This window comes from Bradyrhizobium sp. (assembly GCF_027307225.1).
GTDB lineage: Bacteria > Pseudomonadota > Alphaproteobacteria > Rhizobiales > Xanthobacteraceae > Bradyrhizobium.
This window is the reverse complement of the sequence record NZ_DAHUXJ010000078.1, coordinates 15,496-32,170: the sequence shown is the minus strand read 5'-3', so window position 1 is coordinate 32,170 and position 16,675 is coordinate 15,496. Positions and strand designations below refer to the sequence as shown.

Below are 16,675 nucleotides of genomic sequence, written 5' to 3'. Positions count from 1 at the left end.
GCCTCGCGCGCGCTCGTCAGTCGCGATAAAGGCGTCCATCGCTCCCCGCTTCTCACGTTCGTGACGATCGCGAAACGCCCCTCGAGCAAAGGCGGGATGATTCGCTTCTATTGCTGCGTCTACCGCGCCGTCAAGCACAATTTCGGAAAATCAGAAAGCGACATCGCGTCGGTCGAGAGACGACGTTAGGGAGCGTAGCTTGCCACCTGTGCGACGAACCTCGCTGGTTATTCGGGAGATCAGATGACCAGCTAGGGTTTCCATCCCGTTTTGAAACCAAGCGCCTTTGTCATCTTAAAGGTGTCGCACCAAAGAACGCCCAGGGAATTGCAGACATCAGGGATATGCCTATTTTGTCGCTGCCGCGTCGGTTTAGACACCTCGGTAGTGACAACGCATCGATCTTTTGGAGAAGAGAGGGCGTATGAAATGAGAAATGGATCTCGGCCGAGCGTGAGAAGTTCATCCTCTGTAAGATCGGGCGCATAGCCTCGACTAATCACGTCTCCCACGGTTGCCGGATCGCTTTGAGCGTCCAATACGATTGCGTCCCGAATGCCCTTATCTGAAATCCAACTAAAGAGCAGATCCTTCTCGTCGTCCGTCCCTCCGTCCTTTACCTCTTCGAAATTCTCGATAGGGATTTTCAAAGAGCCGGCAGCGCCCTGATGGGCTAGCCAACTCCAGAACTCGGGCACACTGTCGACCGGGTAATAGAGGGTGTGAGCGGTAATGAGCACGTTTGCATCTAGCAAGTACAACATGCTCAAGCCGCTCTACCTCGGGAAGGTTCATCGCTTAGTAGCGGAGAAACGCTTCGCGGCTTGACGCCCAAGATTTGGCTTGCGCGCGTAGGACTTAAGGTACCCTCGCTTAACGCCCTCGATACGGCCTCCATGAGAGCACGACCCAACCGGTGGCGCCGCACAACGTAGTAGCTAGGTCCCGTCGAATCTTGTTCTCGATCTTTTTGAGCGTCCCGACCCTTCCGCCATTGCGCAGAAAAAAAACGTGTGATGGCTCGCCAAGTTTCAACCGAAATTACGCCCTTCCGCAGAAGACCATAGGCGACCATTGATCCACTTACGTGCCGCCTCCTCGCGAAGTCCGCAATTGTCGAAATAGTTTCTTGAAGCGGCGAACTATTGGCAATTTTTAGCGCGTCAAGTTCTGTATCCGAGAGGAAGAAGAGATTGGCAACGGTGTTACAAAACTTCTCGGTCTCTGCATCTGAAACCTTGCCACTAATGCCGCTTGCGCCTAGCCAGATGTGCGCCAATTCATGAACTAGTGTGAATGACCACGCGGCTCTTGCATCTTGGTCGTTTACGACTACGAACGGCGCGATTTTATCCGCAAGAGCGAAGCCCCTGAACGCCTCAGCATCAATTGCAGTATGATGACTGCCCAAGTTGCCAATCAATAGAACAAAAACACCAGCAGCCTCAACCTTCGCTCTCAAGTAAGCAAAGGCAAGTTCCGGCGTGGATTTCGCACGAAACTCTTCCCGTCCAATCCCCGTAACGTCGATGATGCTTTCTAAAACTGAATCTGGACCATCCTTAACCGACTTAGACGCGACAAACTTCAGTGCAGGCGATTCGTCATCGACGAGAATCTCTCTAACTGCTGATTGTCTCGCTCTCACATTGCGCACAAGAACGGAAATTAGGATGTCCGAGTCAGGATCTCGGTCAGGAATGTTTCGAAAGTCCTCTGGTCGCGTGCCCTGTCCCGGCCTGCTTTTCATGTAAAAAGCTACGAGCGGACGCCGGTATTGCTGCGACATCTTGAGGAGTAGTGGCCGTGACGGGCTGAGCACACCTTTCTCATAGGCGGCTAGCTTTTCAACACCGGTCATGCTCTTGCTTGAGCTTAAGCCCAGCTTTCTTACAGCCTCCTCCGGCGTAAGACCGGCGGTCTCGCGCGCCCAAACCAAAATATCTGGATTGACGTCAGGCATATTGTGGACTTTCGCACAGGATCGGCAAGCTGGCGAGGGGCTACCAAGGGAAGATAACTTACCTTCCTTTCGGGAAGTTCAACATTCCGGGCTCAATACTGGGATGCATCCTTAACGGCCAAAATCACAGAACGGCCGGAAGAAAACGCTCCAGATCGGTATTTCCCGCCCGACCTCAACGGGTCGCTTCTCGCGCCGGATCTTATGCCCGCGCGTGACATCCAGGCGCCGCACTCGATCGCGAAACGTCCCTCAAGCAAAGGCGGGATACGAATCGCAATAAACCTGTGTCTATCGCCCCGTCAAGCACAATTTCGGATAATCCGAATCGGCATTTCAAATTGCCGGCGCGCGCTCGCAACACGAAGCCCCTAGCCGGCCCCAACTCATATCGGGCGGTTGTGACCCGCAGAATCCTGTGACACCATCCCGCCGACCGCATTGTCGTGACCTCCAGATTGCCTGATGCCCCGCCGGAAAAAATACCCCTGGGAAAAGCTATCGGACGAGCAGTTGCTCAAGCGCCGGCTCTCCAGCCTGAGGGTGACGGTCGAAGGCACCTGGCTCGAGGATTGTCTTAACGCCCTCTATGCGGAGCTCGAAGAGCGGGGCATCCGGCTGCGGCCCCACGCCTGGATATCGAGCGAATGGTTCAGCCCGGGAAATGTGCCCGGAATTGCCATCCCCTTCTATCTCACCAATCCCCGCCTGATGAAGCTCGAGAACAAGATGATGCTCGATGTCGAGGGCGGCACGTGGTCCGAGTGCATGGCCATCCTCCGTCATGAGGCGGGCCATGCCATCCAGCACGGCTATCAATTGCAGCGCCGCCGGCGCTGGCAGCAATTATTCGGCCGGTCCTCGAAACACTACCCGCGCTACTACCGGCCCAATCCCGCCAGCCGTCAATATGTCCAGCATCTTCGGCTGTGGTATGCGCAGAGCCATCCGGACGAGGATTTCGCCGAAACCTTCGCGGTGTGGCTGCGGCCGCGCTCGAACTGGCGGACGCGCTATGCCGGATGGCCGGCGCTGAAGAAGCTCGAATATGTCGACGAGCTGATGGAGGAAATCGCAGGCGAGCGGCTGGTGGTCGCAAACCGGGAGCGTGTCGATCCGCTGCACGAACTCGGCGAGACGCTTGGCGATCACTACGCAAAAAAGCAGGCGTTCTACACCTTCAAACCACCGAAGACCTACGACCGCGACCTCCAGCGGCTGTTTTCCGCCGATCCAATGCACCGCCGCTCGCAACCGGCCTCAAGCTTCATCAGGCGACACCGCGCTCACATCCGGCAGCTTGTCGCGCGCTGGACCGGCGAGAATCAGCTTACCCTCGATGCCGTGCTTGACGACATGATCTCGCGCTGCCGCGAGCTCGATCTGCGTGCGGTCGGCTCCGAACGGAAGCTTGTGCTCGACTTCACCGTTCTGTTGACAGCCAAGACCATGCATGCGCTGTTCGGCCCGTCGCGGCGGAAATGGATCGCCTTATGAGACGCCTGCGCATTCTCGTGCTCATGCATCCGGACTTCATGCCGCCGGAGACGACCGAAGGATACAGCACGCGGGAAATCAACGAATGGAAGACAGAATATGATGTCGTGAGCACCTTGCGCGCGGCCGGCCATGACGTTCGTCCGCTCGGCGTGCAGGAAGAAATCAAACCGGTGCGCGAGACGATCGACGATTTCAAGCCGCACGTGGTGTTCAACCTGCTGGAGCAGTTTCACCACGAGCCGGTGTATGACCAGCACATCCCGAGCTTTCTCGAGCTGATGAAGATCCCGTACACCGGATGCAACCCGCGTGGCCTGATCCTGGCGCGCGGCAAGGATCTGTCCAAGACACTGGTGCATCATCGCCGGATCGCGGTGCCGGCCTTCGCCGTGTTCCCGATGCGCCGCAAGGTCAAACGGCCGGGGCGTCTTGCGCTGCCGCTGATCGTCAAGAGCCTGAACGAGGACGGATCGCGGGGCATCTCGCAGGCATCCATCGTCGACACCGACGAGAAGCTCGCCGAGCGCGTCGCTTTCATCCATGAGCGGGTTGGAACCGCCGCGATCGCCGAGCAATATATCGAGGGACGCGAGCTCTATGTCGGCGTACTCGGCAACAACCGGTTACAGGTTCTGCCGGTCTGGGAATTGAAATTCGGCACCATGGGCGGCCAGGCCATCGCCACCGAGAAGGTCAAACACGATACCGATTATCAGGAGCGCGTCGGAATCGTGGATGGGCCAGCCAAGAATCTTGCGCCGGAGTTGCGCGCCCGCATTCAGCGCACGGCAAAACGCGTCTACAAGACATTGGGCCTCGATGGATATGCGCGCATCGACTTTCGCCTCGCGGCCGACGGCACGCTGTATTTCATCGAAGCGAACCCAAATCCGGAAATCGCCAGCAGCCAGGAAGTCGCCTTGGCGGCACGGCATGACGGACTGGATTACCCAGCCCTGCTTAATCGCATTCTGACGCTCGGCATAAGCCGGGCGAAGGCGGGCGTCTCCGTCGGCTGATGCACGCCCGCGAATTCCTTCGGCAAACGGGCCGTCCGCTCGATGGTCAACAGCGGTGCGGCTCAATGCATCACGACGATGAAATCCGTGTCCCTTCCCGTCTCACGACTAAACCCGCTGTCCGACACGATCAGCGACGAAGCAGGCGTCAATAATTCAGAGATCCGCTCGATGGCGTCCTGGGGGATTTCAATGCGTTCGAGCGCAGTGTCGGGTGACGGCGTCGGCAGGGAAATCCCGACCATTTGCCTTTCCGGCTTCCCGCGCCACTTGGCCGAGCGCCCGATCACGGGATGAACCTCGGACGGCATCGACACCACGATCCAGCGAAGATCCGCTCCGGCGTCCGCGGATTCCACGGCGGTAAATACGTGCGTGCCAATCGGCTCCTGCGGATTTTGAATTTTGACCGGCGCTTCGAACAAGGGCGAGAAGCCCTGGCGGACGAACAGCTTGCTCATGCTGCGGCTGATGAAGACGGAGATAGGGACACTCTTCCGTGACACCGCCGGGGCGGAAGGCGGGCTCGAAATCGGAATGCCGGCGGCTTCCTGCGCCCCGGCGACCGATGCGGGCGAACTATCAGCTACCTCGGCTGTTCCGAGGCTATTGCCCGGATCGGTGGTCAGCGGTGGTTCGGGAGGAGCGGATGGGACCTTCCTTTTGAAGAGACGTGAACTGGTTATCTCGACGGGCCGGACATCGTCAGGCGCGATGATCACGCGCGTGCCGCGCCTTGTGAGATGCCAGAGCCGAATCGCAAAGTCGTTGGTCAAGCGGATGCAACCGTGTGACGCCGGATATCCTGGCAGGACACCCGCGTGCAGCGCTATTCCTGACCAGGTAATGCGCTGCATGTAGGGCATCGGAGCGCCGCTATAGATGTTGGACCGGTGCCAACGCTGCTTGCCGATGACGCTGAAAACACCAATAGGTGTTGGATGAAGCCGGACTCCGGTGGATACCGAAGAGCGCGCAATCAGCGCGTCGTTCTCATAAAGCGACACCCGCTGGTCTGGAATCGAAATGATGATCTGCAGCGGTCCCTTTGGAGCCTCGGATCGAACGTTCTTTGCCGTTTCAGGGTTTAGATGCCGGGCGTGCTTATGCCTGTGCGGCGCGTAGAAACTCGGCCAGAACCCCCGCTGGGGCCAAAACGGAAACTGGGCGTGCGCAATGTCAGGGGTAAGCAGGCAAACGGCAAACGCTGCCAGCGATATCGCCCGTATGCGTCTGGCGTTGACGCGAGATCTTGCAGACGATCCCGGACCGTTGAACCTCCTTCCAGATCCCCGTCCCAATGGAGTCATTCCCCCGTGAAACCAACGCCTGTTGGAGTGGATTTGACATTCGCTACCCGCCTGGCCGCAAACTCTGAAAGCGAACGTTGGAATCGGACCACTAATTTAGTGCACCGTGCTGATTGCGCGCCATCGCGTTTCGAAAGTATCGACGTCGTTCCGGTCCCACGCGTTTGCGTCCAACGGTTCGCCGGGCTTGTCGCGAAGCTGGGGTGCAGGTTCTACTTCGAGACGTGTTTTGACCGGGGCATGCAGCGGCCACGCCAACAATGACTTCGAAAGCATTCTCTTGCCTTCATACCAGCATTTGCGTCCATCGATCAGGCGATAAGACCAATAGCCATGCTGGCCTGCCGGCCGCTCGGCACTGCATTGCCTGACTTGCGCGCCCAGCATGTCGATCGATGCGATCGTGGCGATGGAGGCGATGAAAACAGTCAACCGATTCTGCCTTGTCATTGAACACCTCAAGCACTGAAATTGCATGAGAGATCAAACAAAACCCAACGCTACCGAAGGTAGCATCTTCTGCAAATCTGGTTGCAGTGAGTCGAAAATGCGGCCGAATTCGATGGTTACGCGACCCCGTGTGAACATCCGCCGCATCGATCCCGAAGCTTGCCGATATCAGCGGTGATTTCGTCCTCTGCGGTCTTTTTGCCTTGATTTCTGCACCATTCGAGCAGCAGATAATGCGGAGTCACGCTTTGGAGGGCAGACGGTGCCGAAATCCGTACTGGCGTGGTTGCTCGTGGGGTTGTCGGGTTTGGTTCTCGCCGGTTGCGCGCAATCGACGCTGTCCCCGATGTCGGACGCGAACTTCACTCAAAGGGATCGGCAGTTATTGGCCAACCCGCCTTACAAGCAGGCGAGCATTCCCGAGCAATATCACCGGCACATCGTCGACTACCCGTACCAGCAGAGACCGGGAACGATCCTCGTCGATTCCGACGCGCGCTACCTTTACTACGTCTTACCGCAAGGTAAGGCGATCCGCTACGGCGTTGCGGTCGGAGAAGAAGCGATGGCCTGGTCGGGCACCGCGACCGTCGGCCGTATGGCGCAATGGCCCGATTGGATTCCGACGCCGGAAATTCAGGCACGGCTTGGTCCGTACCCGCAACGCGTTCCGGGAGGTGCGGAAAATCCGCTCGGAGCGCGGGCGCTGTACCTTTACGAGGGCAACAAAGACACCCTCTACCGCATACATGGCACGAACCAACCGGAATATATCGGCCAGGCCATTTCTTCCGGTTGCATACGCATGACCAATGAGGACGTGATCGATCTGTATGATCGGGTAAAGCAGGGCACGACCGTCGTCGTGCTCCCACCTGGGCAGGGTGGGCGGATGGGGGCGTTTAACGGGCGGACCTAGTGCAGTGGATTTGACATTCGCCTGACGAACCCGCGGCCAAGTGGGTAGCGAATGTCAAATCCACTCTACTAGTTGATGAGAGGTCGCTGAGGCAATTTTGGGGGACGAAGCAATGAACCGGCGCTTGCGCCTGCTGTCCTGCTTGACCTGGGCGGCGCTCGTTTTGTGTTCGACCGACGCCGCCGCGCGCGCCGGCCATAAGGCTCAACACCACAAGAAGTCGCACGAAGCGAGCGGAGCGCATCACCGCAATAGCGCGGCTCTCAAGCGAGACAGACATGCAAAGCGTGTCCGCGCCGAACGACACAAAACGCCCCCCTCCCGCGACGTGCCGTCTCCGATCGCGGATGCTCCGCCGCTGTCCGGCGATCTTGCCGCGGTCAAGGATGCGATCGATCTGACGCGCAAGGCCAGGATCTCCGAGGCGACCGCCATCGAAAAAACGATCGCCGATCCGGCGGCGCTGCGGCTTGTCGAATGGTTCATCCTGCGCCATGCGGAATGCCGCGCGAACTTCGACCGCTACGCGGCATTCATCGCCGACAGCCCCGGCTGGCCAAACATGTCACTCATGCGCAAGCGGGCGGAAGCGGCCCTGTGGCAGGAGCGCGCCGACGCCACCACCACGCGCAACTTCATCGGCGATCACCCGATCAGCGCCAAAGGCCGTTTCGCGCTCGCACGCGTCCTGCTCGCCGAGGGTGACCGCGACGGCGCCGCGAGGCTGGTCCGGCAGGCGTGGCATTCGGACGAATTGACGGAGCGCACCGAAACAGATGCATTCGAGCAGTTCCGCGACCTGCTCACGCCCGCCGACCATCGTGCGCGCATGGACAAGCGGATCGGCGCCAAGGACCTTGCAGGCGCCAGGCGCGCTGCGCAACGGCTCGGCAGCGACGAGGTCTCGATTGTGAAGGCCTGTGCCGCGGGCAACACCGACAAGGCGCTCGACCTGCTCAACGACGTGGCGACGGAAGCGCGCAGCGATCTCGGATACAAGCTTTGTCGGATCCGCTGGATGACGCATCACGACCGGATCGAGGATGCAACCCGCCTGATGCTGACGGCCCAGCCTGCGACCATGGCGCTTCAGGATACCGATGAATGGTGGCGCGAGCGGCGCAGTCTCGCCCGCAAGCTGCTCGATCAGGGCAAGTTCGACACCGCCTACCAGGTGGTGCGCGATGCGGCCATGCCGGCCAGCGCCTACTACCGCGCCGACTTCCACTTCATGTGCGGGTGGATCGCCCTGCGTTACCGCAACGATCCCGCGACGGCGCGGGCACATTTCGCACATATAGACGACGGTGCGGTCGATCCGATCGTGCTCGCACGGGCGAATTATTGGCGAGGGCGCGTTGCCGAAGCCACCGGGCAGAAGGATGCGATGCGCGCCGGCTACGAGGCCGCCAGCCGGTACCCCACCGCCTATTATGGACAGCTTGCCCGCGCCAAGCTCGACCTCGGCGAGATCGAGCTGCGGGCGCCCGACCCGGTCAGTGACGCAACGCTTGCCGACGAACGCGTGCGGGCCGCCGAAATCCTTTACACGCTCGGCGAACGCGACGTCGTGCTGTCGTTGGTCGCCAACCTCGCCGAACAGAGCAACGACGTGGCCGTGCTGGTTGCGCTTGCCGAGTTGACCGGCCGCCACAACGATGCGCGCGCCATGTTGCAGATCGGCAAGCTGGCGCTCGCCCGCGGGCTCGCGTTCGATCGGTACGCGTTCCCGACGATCGGAATTCCGCAATTTAGCCCGATCGCCCCCGCCATCGAGCGGAGCATCATCTATTCTGTCGTGCGCACCGAGAGTGCGTTCAACCAGAAGGACAAATCGTCCGCCAACGCCGTCGGCCTGATGCAGGTCACGCCGGAGGCCGGGCGCGATACCGCCAAGCGGTTCGGCGTCACCTATGACTGGGACAGGATGGTCGCCGATCCCGCTTACAACACGCAAATGGGCGCGGCCGAACTCAGCGCATTGCTGAAGGAATATGCGGGCTCGCACATCATGGCCTTCGCCGGCTATAACGCCGGCCGAGGCCGCGTGCGAGACTGGGTAAAGCTATATGGCGATCCGCGCGATTCCAGGGTGGACGCGATCGATTGGGTGGAACGCATTCCGTTTTCGGAAACGCGCAATTATGTCCAGCGCGTGATCGAGAACGTCAACGTCTATCGCGCGCAATTTGAGAGCCCCGCCGCCGCTGCATCGGAGCCGGATCACGCGCCTTCGGATTCGAAGGAAGCCACCTCGGCGCAGCTTTTGGCAGCTCCAACGTCTTCGTCGCGGTGACCTTCAATCGCCCGACCTCAATCGCCCGGCTACCGGAAATAGTTCATGCCAAGACCGATCTTGTTTCTCCTGCTTGGAGCATGCTTGCTCTCTTCGATCGCTCAGGCGGAAGATGCGAAGGTTGCAGTCCATGTGAGTGGCGTCGGTGCTTCGACATGCGCTCATTGGCGCTCATCAGCAGCTACACGAGCAGAAGGGACCGTCTGGATCTTTGGATTCTGGTCAGGGCTCAATTATGTTGCCGCGGCAAGTGAACAAGCCCAACCGAACTTTACCGAAAAAGAGGCAATAGCTGAGGTCGCCAGGGTATGCATAACCGATCCATCTCAGCTCCTGGCTAGCGCGGCGTGGACGGCTTATATGAACATCTCCCAAAAATGACTATTTTTCGCGGCCGTGCACCGGCCGAAGACTTAACGTCGTTCAAGCTGAACGAGGCGCGCTGGACCTCAGCTCTAGCGCGGACAGTCGCGAAGCCGCATCGGCAAAGCCAAACGAAACACAATCGTTCTTGCTGCCGCCCCAATCCCGCCCAACGGGATTCCCAATCGCTAACGTACAGTCACCGCTGCAACTTGGGGAAAATGAGTTGCGCCAGGGGAGCGTCAGAATGCGCCGAGAGCAGCGATCGCTATCGCATGCCCGAAGGGCAGCGGATTTCAAAATCAATTTTCAGATGACGAACGCGGGCGCACGGCACGCCTGCAGCGTCACCATACGCGCGGTCAGCAGGATCGACGCTGACGCCATCTTCCGGGACAACTGGTTCACCATCGAAAAGCTCGCACGTCTCAATCTTGTCGCGGAGCAGCCGGGGGAAATCAGGCTGGAAGCCGCGGCAGAGACTTGACAGCGTGCCGCTCAGTAAGCCGCCGGATCCGGCGAATCCGTCGGCTTTTCGAACGCCCGTTTCATCGCCTCGCTCATCGGGATGTTGAGGTTGACGTTCTTCGGCGGGATGGCTTGCGTAAACCACTTGGCATAGAGCGCCCGGCCTTCGGCGCTCTTGTAGAGGGCGGAAGTGGCGGCGTCGGCGAGCGCCTTGAATGCCACATCATCCTTGCGCAGCATGATTCCGTACGGCTCGGGTTTCGAGAACGCGTCTTCGGAAATCATGTACGCCTTCGGGTCCTTGGCGATCGCGATCAGGCCGGCGAGCACGATGTCGTCCTGGACGAAGGCGGCTGCCCGCCCCGTCTCGACCATCAGGAACGCCTCGCCCTGATCCTGCGCCGGCACGATCGTCATCCCGAGGTGCAAGCGGTTATTGAATTCGAGCGCCTGCCTGATGTTGGTCGAACCAGCGGGCGAGACCACCGTCTTGCCCTTGAGGTCAGCGATCAACCGGACGTTGGCGTCAACCCGCGAGAGGAAACGGCTCGCCGTCAGGAAATGCGTGTTGGTGTACCAGACCTGCTTCTGCCGCTCGGCATTGTTGGTCGTGTTGCCGCATTCAAGATCGATCGTGCCGTTGGCGAGAAGCGGAATGCGCGTCGAGGCCGTCACCAGCTGATAGCGTACTTCGAGTTTTTCCATTTCCAATTCGCGCTTCACGGCATCGACGATCTTGCCGCAGATGTCGATGGCAAAACCGACCGGCTGGCGCTTGTCGTCGACGTAGGAGAACGGCACCGAGGCCTCGCGGTGTCCGATGGTGATGTATCCGAGCTCCTTGACCTTGGCGAGCGTGCCGGTGAGTTCCCCGGCTTCAGCGCTTGCACAGCCTGACACCAGCGCCGCCAGGATTGCCGCCACGAACAGGACTTTGCGCACAGGAATTCTCCATCGCCGGTGTTGCCGCTCACGGCAATGCTTCGCGATATCAGCCGATTTTTCAAGTCGGAAGAAGAGTGAATCGGCCATGAGCACGCGCCGGATGCGGCAATGGCACTCTCGTGTCCCGCACGCGGTGCAACGCGAAGTGGTGCACGGCAGATGCGGGACCCACACTGCCAATGGACCCCGGATCAACAGCGCACCGCCATAGCGTGTCGAAGACGCGCGTGAACGCGCTTAAGGCGCTGCGCTGTGTCCGGGGAGCGCGTCCCCACTTGCCGGGCGCGCGACGAGATCAGATCTGCGCCGACTAGCGCTCGCTGCCGCCGTTGGCGTTCCAATGACTCCAGTTCACGCCGGCGAGGCTGCGAAAGTCGGTGGCGAGCGGCCGCCGGGCCGGGCGGTCATGCAGGGCGATACAGCGCTCCGATTCCGCGATCTTTTCCTTCAGGTCAGCGATGGCGTGCGACGTCTGCTTGCGGCGTCCGGCAATTTCCCCCGACGTGAAGCGCGCGTTCTCCAGCGCCTTCAACGCTTCCCGGTTTTTCCGGAGCTGAACCCTGTGCCACGCAATCCGACTGTCGCTGTCTGCACTCATGATCCGGATTCCTGATTCGCACGTCAGCATATCACTCCATGGCAGAACGGCAGCAGTGCGGCGTTGAGAAGGGCAAAGGGGACTGTGACCGGGAGGCAACTTGGCCCTGAACCGTTCCTTCTTATCCCTCCCCCGCGGAACGCGTGGGGAGGGTGGCCGGCGCGAAGCGACGGTCGGGTGGGGGCGCTCGAATTGAGAGGTCATTTTGAAAACCCCCACCCCGGCTCGCTTTGAAGCGCAAGAGCGCTTCCGAGCTCGCCGACCCTCCCCGCAAGGGGGAGGGAAAAGAAAGCGCCACGCAAATGCGATAGTCCGCCGCAGATAGAATCCCCAACCAGCTCATGCCGGCCGGCGCGGCACGATGCCGATCGGATTGAAGGTGTAGACCGCCTCGCCGTTCTGGTTGAAAGTGGTCCATTTGACCCGAGCAACGCCGATCGGTTTTGATTTCGAAGGGATCAGTTCGGTCACCTCGCCTTCGAGATGGAGCGTGTCGCCCGGCCGCACCGGCACCATCCAGCGCAACCCGTCGACCCCCGCCCCGAACAGCGGATGTGGACCGAACGGTTTGGTCGACAATGCGAGGCGCATGGCGATCGCCGCCGTATGCCAGCCGGAAGCGGCAAGCCCGCCGAGAACCGTATGCTTCGCTGCTTCGTCGTCGAGATGAAACGGCTGCGGATCGAACTCGCTCGCAAAGCGCAGGATCTCCTCCTTCGAGACGGTCTTGCTCTCGCTTTTGAAGCGCATGCCGACCTTGAGGTCGTCAAACCACTCGATCATCTGCCGCCCCTTCCAATTACTCTCGTGTCCCGCACGCGGTGCGACACGAAAGTGGTGCACCGCAGATGCGGACCCATATCCCGGGACCGAATGGACCCCGGATCAGCAGCGCACCGCTAAAGCGCTGCACCGCATCCGGGGCACGCATCAACCCAGGTTCAACTCCTTGAAGAAGTCGTTGCCCTTGTCGTCGATGATGATGAAGGCCGGAAAGTCCACGACCTCGATGCGCCAGATCGCTTCCATCCCGAGCTCGGGATATTCGACGACTTCGACCTTCTTGATGCAGTGCTCGGCGAGATTCGCAGCCGCACCTCCGATCGAGCCGAGATAGAAGCCGCCGTGTTTCTTGCAGGCCTCGCGCACCGCGACCGCGCGATTGCCCTTGGCGACCATCACCATCGAGCCGCCGGCGGCCTGGAATTGGTCGACAAAGGAGTCCATGCGTCCCGCGGTGGTCGGGCCGAACGCGCCCGACGCGTAACCTTCCGGCGTCTTTGCCGGGCCGGCGTAATAGATCGGATGGTTCTTGAAGTAGTCGGGCAGCGGCTCGCCCTTCTCCAGCCGCGCGCGCAGCTTGGCATGCGCGGAATCGCGCGCCACGATCATGGTGCCGGACAGCGACAGCCGCGTTTTGACCGGATATTTCGACAGCGTCGCCAAAATCTCCTTCATCGGCTTGCCGAGGTCGACCTTGATCACCTCGCCGCCGAGCGCTTGCTCGACCTGCGGCAGGTACTGCGCCGGATTGTGCTCGAGCTCTTCGAGATAGACGCCGTCTTTGGTGATCTTGCCGAGCACCTGGCGGTCGGCCGAACAGGACACGCCAAGCCCGATCGGGAGCGACGCGCCGTGGCGCGGCATGCGGATGACGCGCACGTCGTGGCAGAAATACTTTCCGCCGAATTGCGCCCCCACTCCCAGGCTTTGCGTCATCTTGTGGATCTCTTGCTCCATCTCGAGATCGCGGAAGGCGTTGCCATCCGCCGAGCCATGGGTCGGCAACGCATCGAGATAGCGCGCCGACGCGAGCTTCACCGTCTTCATGCATAATTCGGCCGAGGTGCCGCCGATCACGATCGCGAGGTGATAGGGCGGGCACGCAGCGGTGCCGAGGGTAAGGATCTTTTCCTTCAGGAAGGCCAGCAGGCGGTCTTTCGTCAACACCGACGGCGTCGCCTGGAACAGGAAGCTCTTGTTCGCGCTGCCGCCGCCCTTGGCCATGAACATGAACTTGTAGGCGTCATCGCCCTCGGCATAGATCTCGCACTGCGCCGGCATGTTGTTGGCGGTGTTCTTTTCCTCATACATCGACAGCGGCGCGACCTGCGAGTAGCGCAAGTTTCGCCGCAGGTACGCATCGCGCGCGCCTTCCGAGAGCGCGGCCTCGTCCTCGCCGTCGGTGATGACGTTGCAGCCCTTCTTGCCCATGATGATCGCGGTGCCGGTGTCCTGGCACATCGGCAGCACGCCGCCGGCCGCGATGTTGGCGTTCTTCAGGAAATCGAACGCGACGAACTTGTCGTTGTCGCTCGCTTCCTTGTCGTCGAGGATCGAGCGCAACTGCTTCAGATGGCCCGGCCGCAGATAATGGTTGATGTCGCCGAAGGCTGCTTCCGACAGCGCCCGCATCGCCTCGCGGGAGACCACCAGCATGTCCTTGCCAAGCACCTTCTCGACCCGCACGCCCTCAGTCGTGATTTTCTTGTAGGGCGTGGTGTCCGCGCCCAATGGAAACAGCGGCGTGTGCTTGTAGGGCGGAACGGGCTTTTGGCTATCGGGAAAGGCGGAAGGGGCGTTCATGGGGTGAGCTCTTAGGGTTCTAGGCCGGAAGCCGTCTGAGAAGGCCTCCCGCGATCCCATCGTTCTAAGCTCTTTTGTGCCGAAGGGAAGGTTTTGAGCGCCGCGATCCGCGCACCGCTCCTTCTTTTTCTATCATCCCTCTTCTTTTTCTAACATCTCTTGCACTCCCTACCCGCTTGAGGCTTTGATGCCGGGAATTGAGGGGCTGTCACCATGACGTCAGGGCTTTTCCGCCGATCGATCCTGCTCGCCGCCGTGCTGGCGGTATTTTCCGCCACTGCCCCCTCACCCGCGCGGGCCGATCATTGCACGGACATCGCCAACCAGCTCAAGCAGATCGAAGGGCTGAAGGTCGGCATCACGGCCGCCAACATCATTTATCTGTCGCATCCGATGGCGAAGGAAATGTCGCTCGGCTGCCCCAACCGCAAATATTCCAACGAGCTCTATGTCAAGGGATACAAGCGCAAGCCGAAAGCCGACTTCGCCGCCTTCGTCGCCGGCGCGGCCGCCATCGTCTTCACCGTGCCGAAGGATGAATTGCTCAAGGGTGTCTCAAGCTGCCTGTCGCGAATGGGCATTTTCCGCGGCGACGACGTCTCGATCCGCTACCGCCGCCTCAACATGAATTGCACGCGGACCAGGCAAGATGCCGCGATCGCGATTTCGCGCGGGATCGACGAGTAGGCGCCGTTGCCGCGCTTGCCCGCCTTCACGCTTTCCGCCCGGTTAGCGAAACCGATCGCATTTGATCGACCGGATTCATGTGGTCTTCGCAAGGTCCCGCTAGGGTCGAGGCTGACCTGAACATTCGGGATTTGCGACCCATGAGCGTTTCAAGCATCTCCTCCACGCAAGCGCCGCTGCCATTCAACTATCTCGACACCAACACGCAAGCCGCGCCCGCCGCGACGGCCGACAACAGCAACGACGCCAGCGACAGCAGCAATGACGCGAGCTCGGCCCAGCCGCCGGCTCCGCCGCCGCTGCCACCCGGACAGGGAACGCGGGTCAACCAGCTCGTCTGAGCGCGAGTTCCGCCAACCGTCGCCGGTGTTTCCAGTCGACTGGTTTGCCGAAAAGCCGCGCGATCATTAAGTGTCTTCCTCACAGGAGGACTCCGAATGATCGCGAAATGGCTGTTGCAGACCTTCGCCTGGATCCTCGCCTTTGCCGTGCTGTTGTTCCTGCCGGCCGGCACGTCGCACTGGCCGGGCGCGTGGGTTTTTCTGGCCTTTATGGTAGCGACCGGCCTCGGCTTCGGATCGTGGCTGGCGAAGCACAACCCGGGGCTTCTGGCCGAGCGCATGCGCTCTCCGGTCCAGCGCGACCAGCCCGCCGCCGACAAAACGTTTCTCGCGGTGTTCCTGGTGGTGAACGTGACCTGGCTCATCGTGATGGGCCTTGATGAGCGCTTTCACCCTGGCCGGATGCCGTTGGCGTGGCAAGCGCTCGGGCTATTGCTGCTGATCGCCTCCTCCGCCTTCATCATGTGGGTGTTCACCGAGAACACGTTTGCGGCAGCGGTGGTGAAGGTTCAGTCCGAGCGCGGCCATCACGTCGTCTCAACCGGACCTTACGCTTTTGTCCGCCATCCCATGTATAGTGCCGCGGTGCTGTACATGGTCGGCATCGCGTTGCTCTTGGGATCGTGGTGGGGAACGGCGATCTCGCCGGTTTTCGCCCTTCTCTTTGCCGTCCGGATCCGCATCGAGGAGCAGACACTGATGACGGGGCTATCAGGCTATCCCGATTATGCGGCGCGCGTGCGCTATCGCCTGTTGCCGGGAGTGTGGTGAAGATGTCCGAAAGCAAAACCGTAACCGGCGGCTGCCATTGTGGCCTGGTGCGCTTCGAATGCACCACCGATCTTGCTGTCGTGACCGCCTGTAACTGCTCGATCTGCACCAAGCGCGGCCTGCATTTCGCTTTTGTGACGCCGGAGCGGTTTCAACTCCGCGCCGGCGAAGACAATCTGAAGGAATATCTCTTCAACAAACACGCGATCCGTCACCAGTCCTGCAACGATTGCGGCGTCGAGGTGTTTGCGCGCGGTAACAAGCCGGACGGCACGCCGATGGTGGCGCTCAATGTGAGCTGCATCGACGGCATCGAACTCGCAAGCCTCAAGATGACGCCGATCGACGGCAGGAACAGGTAGAATTCACCTGTCATTCCGGGGCGCCTCGCAAGAGGCGAACCCGGAATCTGGAGATGGCGGCGCGAGATTCCGGATCAGCGGCTTCGCCGCTGTCCGG

General features: G+C 60.6%; 17 protein-coding genes. 9 read left to right on the top strand and 8 right to left on the bottom strand.

Annotation, left to right across the window (positions count from 1 at the left end; genetic code table 11):
- Positions 1-251 precede the first annotated feature (251 nt).
- Positions 252-764 (bottom strand): DUF4411 family protein, encoded by a 513-nt coding sequence (locus M6D32_RS13400; protein WP_366145834.1) that lies wholly within the window; start codon positions 762-764, stop codon positions 252-254.
- A 2-nt stretch (positions 765-766) separates the two neighbouring features.
- Positions 767-1,963 (bottom strand): XRE family transcriptional regulator, encoded by a 1,197-nt coding sequence (locus tag M6D32_RS13395; RefSeq protein WP_298256855.1) that lies wholly within the window; start codon positions 1,961-1,963, stop codon positions 767-769.
- Positions 1,964-2,428: 465 nt separating this feature from the next.
- Here M6D32_RS13395 and M6D32_RS13390 point away from each other — a divergent pair, with 465 nt between their 5' ends.
- Together M6D32_RS13390 and M6D32_RS13385 are read left to right on the top strand one after the other, a co-directional pair.
- Positions 2,429-3,460 carry a putative zinc-binding metallopeptidase gene (locus tag M6D32_RS13390; protein ID WP_298256853.1) on the top strand — a complete coding sequence of 344 codons (1,032 nt, stop codon included), beginning with the start codon at positions 2,429-2,431 and terminating at the stop codon, positions 3,458-3,460.
- A complete protein-coding gene (locus M6D32_RS13385) occupies positions 3,457-4,482 on the top strand; it encodes an ATP-grasp domain-containing protein (RefSeq protein WP_298256851.1) in 1,026 nt (341 codons plus the stop codon). Before M6D32_RS13390 ends, M6D32_RS13385 begins: the two co-directional genes overlap by 4 nt.
- 62 nt (positions 4,483-4,544) lie before the next feature.
- Here the strand turns inward: M6D32_RS13385 and M6D32_RS13380 are convergent, their stop codons facing one another.
- Both M6D32_RS13380 and M6D32_RS13375 read right to left on the bottom strand, forming a co-directional pair.
- Positions 4,545-5,660, bottom strand: coding sequence for a L,D-transpeptidase (locus M6D32_RS13380; protein WP_298257063.1), 1,116 nt, complete (start codon positions 5,658-5,660; stop codon positions 4,545-4,547).
- Positions 5,661-5,888: 228 nt separating this feature from the next.
- Positions 5,889-6,242 carry a hypothetical protein gene (locus tag M6D32_RS13375; protein WP_298256849.1) on the bottom strand — a complete coding sequence of 118 codons (354 nt, stop codon included), beginning with the start codon at positions 6,240-6,242 and terminating at the stop codon, positions 5,889-5,891.
- 262 nt (positions 6,243-6,504) lie between these two features.
- Here M6D32_RS13375 and M6D32_RS13370 point away from each other — a divergent pair, with 262 nt between their 5' ends.
- The 3 genes from M6D32_RS13370 (at position 6,505) to M6D32_RS13360 (ending at position 10,307) form a co-directional block, all read left to right on the top strand.
- Positions 6,505-7,161: a L,D-transpeptidase gene (locus M6D32_RS13370; protein ID WP_298256847.1), complete on the top strand. Its 657-nt coding sequence runs from the start codon at positions 6,505-6,507 to the stop codon at positions 7,159-7,161.
- Positions 7,162-7,273: 112 nt separating this feature from the next.
- Positions 7,274-9,457, top strand: coding sequence for a lytic transglycosylase domain-containing protein (locus M6D32_RS13365; protein WP_298256845.1), 2,184 nt, complete (start codon positions 7,274-7,276; stop codon positions 9,455-9,457).
- 676 nt (positions 9,458-10,133) lie between these two features.
- On the top strand, positions 10,134-10,307 hold the full coding sequence (locus M6D32_RS13360; protein ID WP_298256842.1) for a hypothetical protein: 174 nt from the start codon (positions 10,134-10,136) through the stop codon (positions 10,305-10,307).
- A gap of 11 nt (positions 10,308-10,318) precedes the next feature.
- On the opposite strand, the gene M6D32_RS13355 is transcribed toward M6D32_RS13360, so the two are convergent.
- The 4 genes from M6D32_RS13355 to M6D32_RS13340 form a co-directional block, all read right to left on the bottom strand.
- Positions 10,319-11,230: an amino acid ABC transporter substrate-binding protein gene (locus M6D32_RS13355; RefSeq protein WP_298256840.1), complete on the bottom strand. Its 912-nt coding sequence runs from the start codon at positions 11,228-11,230 to the stop codon at positions 10,319-10,321.
- 313 nt (positions 11,231-11,543) lie between these two features.
- Positions 11,544-11,831 carry a hypothetical protein gene (locus tag M6D32_RS13350; RefSeq protein WP_298256838.1) on the bottom strand — a complete coding sequence of 96 codons (288 nt, stop codon included), beginning with the start codon at positions 11,829-11,831 and terminating at the stop codon, positions 11,544-11,546.
- Positions 11,832-12,170: 339 nt separating this feature from the next.
- Positions 12,171-12,614: a MaoC family dehydratase gene (locus tag M6D32_RS13345; protein ID WP_298256836.1), complete on the bottom strand. Its 444-nt coding sequence runs from the start codon at positions 12,612-12,614 to the stop codon at positions 12,171-12,173.
- 147 nt (positions 12,615-12,761) lie between these two features.
- Complete coding sequence (locus M6D32_RS13340; protein ID WP_298256834.1) at positions 12,762-14,417, bottom strand: fumarate hydratase; 1,656 nt, start codon at positions 14,415-14,417, stop codon at positions 12,762-12,764.
- A 213-nt stretch (positions 14,418-14,630) separates the two neighbouring features.
- On the opposite strand from M6D32_RS13340, the gene M6D32_RS13335 reads away from it, so the two are divergent.
- The 4 genes from M6D32_RS13335 (at position 14,631) to M6D32_RS13320 (ending at position 16,578) form a co-directional block, all read left to right on the top strand.
- On the top strand, positions 14,631-15,104 hold the full coding sequence (locus M6D32_RS13335; protein ID WP_298256832.1) for a hypothetical protein: 474 nt from the start codon (positions 14,631-14,633) through the stop codon (positions 15,102-15,104).
- Positions 15,105-15,244: 140 nt separating this feature from the next.
- Complete coding sequence (locus tag M6D32_RS13330) at positions 15,245-15,445, top strand: hypothetical protein (protein WP_298256830.1); 201 nt, start codon at positions 15,245-15,247, stop codon at positions 15,443-15,445.
- Positions 15,446-15,541: 96 nt separating this feature from the next.
- Positions 15,542-16,216 (top strand): isoprenylcysteine carboxylmethyltransferase family protein, encoded by a 675-nt coding sequence (locus tag M6D32_RS13325; RefSeq protein WP_298256828.1) that lies wholly within the window; start codon positions 15,542-15,544, stop codon positions 16,214-16,216.
- A 2-nt stretch (positions 16,217-16,218) separates the two neighbouring features.
- On the top strand, positions 16,219-16,578 hold the full coding sequence (locus M6D32_RS13320) for a GFA family protein (RefSeq protein WP_298256826.1): 360 nt from the start codon (positions 16,219-16,221) through the stop codon (positions 16,576-16,578).
- Positions 16,579-16,675 lie beyond the last annotated feature (97 nt).

What these genes read in the sequence shown, in the direction of transcription:
- M6D32_RS13400 (WP_366145834.1), bottom strand. Translation starts at nt 764, where the DNA reads ATGTTGTACTTGCTAGATGCAAACGTGCTCATTACCGCTCACACCCTC.
- M6D32_RS13395 (WP_298256855.1), bottom strand. Translation starts at nt 1,963, where the DNA reads ATGCCTGACGTCAATCCAGATATTTTGGTTTGGGCGCGCGAGACCGCC.
- M6D32_RS13390 (WP_298256853.1), top strand. Translation starts at nt 2,429, where the DNA reads ATGCCCCGCCGGAAAAAATACCCCTGGGAAAAGCTATCGGACGAGCAG.
- M6D32_RS13385 (WP_298256851.1), top strand. Translation starts at nt 3,457, where the DNA reads ATGAGACGCCTGCGCATTCTCGTGCTCATGCATCCGGACTTCATGCCG.
- M6D32_RS13375 (WP_298256849.1), bottom strand. Translation starts at nt 6,242, where the DNA reads ATGACAAGGCAGAATCGGTTGACTGTTTTCATCGCCTCCATCGCCACG.
- M6D32_RS13365 (WP_298256845.1), top strand. Translation starts at nt 7,274, where the DNA reads ATGAACCGGCGCTTGCGCCTGCTGTCCTGCTTGACCTGGGCGGCGCTC.
- M6D32_RS13360 (WP_298256842.1), top strand. Translation starts at nt 10,134, where the DNA reads ATGACGAACGCGGGCGCACGGCACGCCTGCAGCGTCACCATACGCGCG.
- M6D32_RS13350 (WP_298256838.1), bottom strand. Translation starts at nt 11,831, where the DNA reads ATGAGTGCAGACAGCGACAGTCGGATTGCGTGGCACAGGGTTCAGCTC.
- M6D32_RS13345 (WP_298256836.1), bottom strand. Translation starts at nt 12,614, where the DNA reads ATGATCGAGTGGTTTGACGACCTCAAGGTCGGCATGCGCTTCAAAAGC.
- M6D32_RS13340 (WP_298256834.1), bottom strand. Translation starts at nt 14,417, where the DNA reads ATGAACGCCCCTTCCGCCTTTCCCGATAGCCAAAAGCCCGTTCCGCCC.
- M6D32_RS13335 (WP_298256832.1), top strand. Translation starts at nt 14,631, where the DNA reads ATGACGTCAGGGCTTTTCCGCCGATCGATCCTGCTCGCCGCCGTGCTG.
- M6D32_RS13330 (WP_298256830.1), top strand. Translation starts at nt 15,245, where the DNA reads ATGAGCGTTTCAAGCATCTCCTCCACGCAAGCGCCGCTGCCATTCAAC.
- M6D32_RS13325 (WP_298256828.1), top strand. Translation starts at nt 15,542, where the DNA reads ATGATCGCGAAATGGCTGTTGCAGACCTTCGCCTGGATCCTCGCCTTT.
- M6D32_RS13320 (WP_298256826.1), top strand. Translation starts at nt 16,219, where the DNA reads ATGTCCGAAAGCAAAACCGTAACCGGCGGCTGCCATTGTGGCCTGGTG.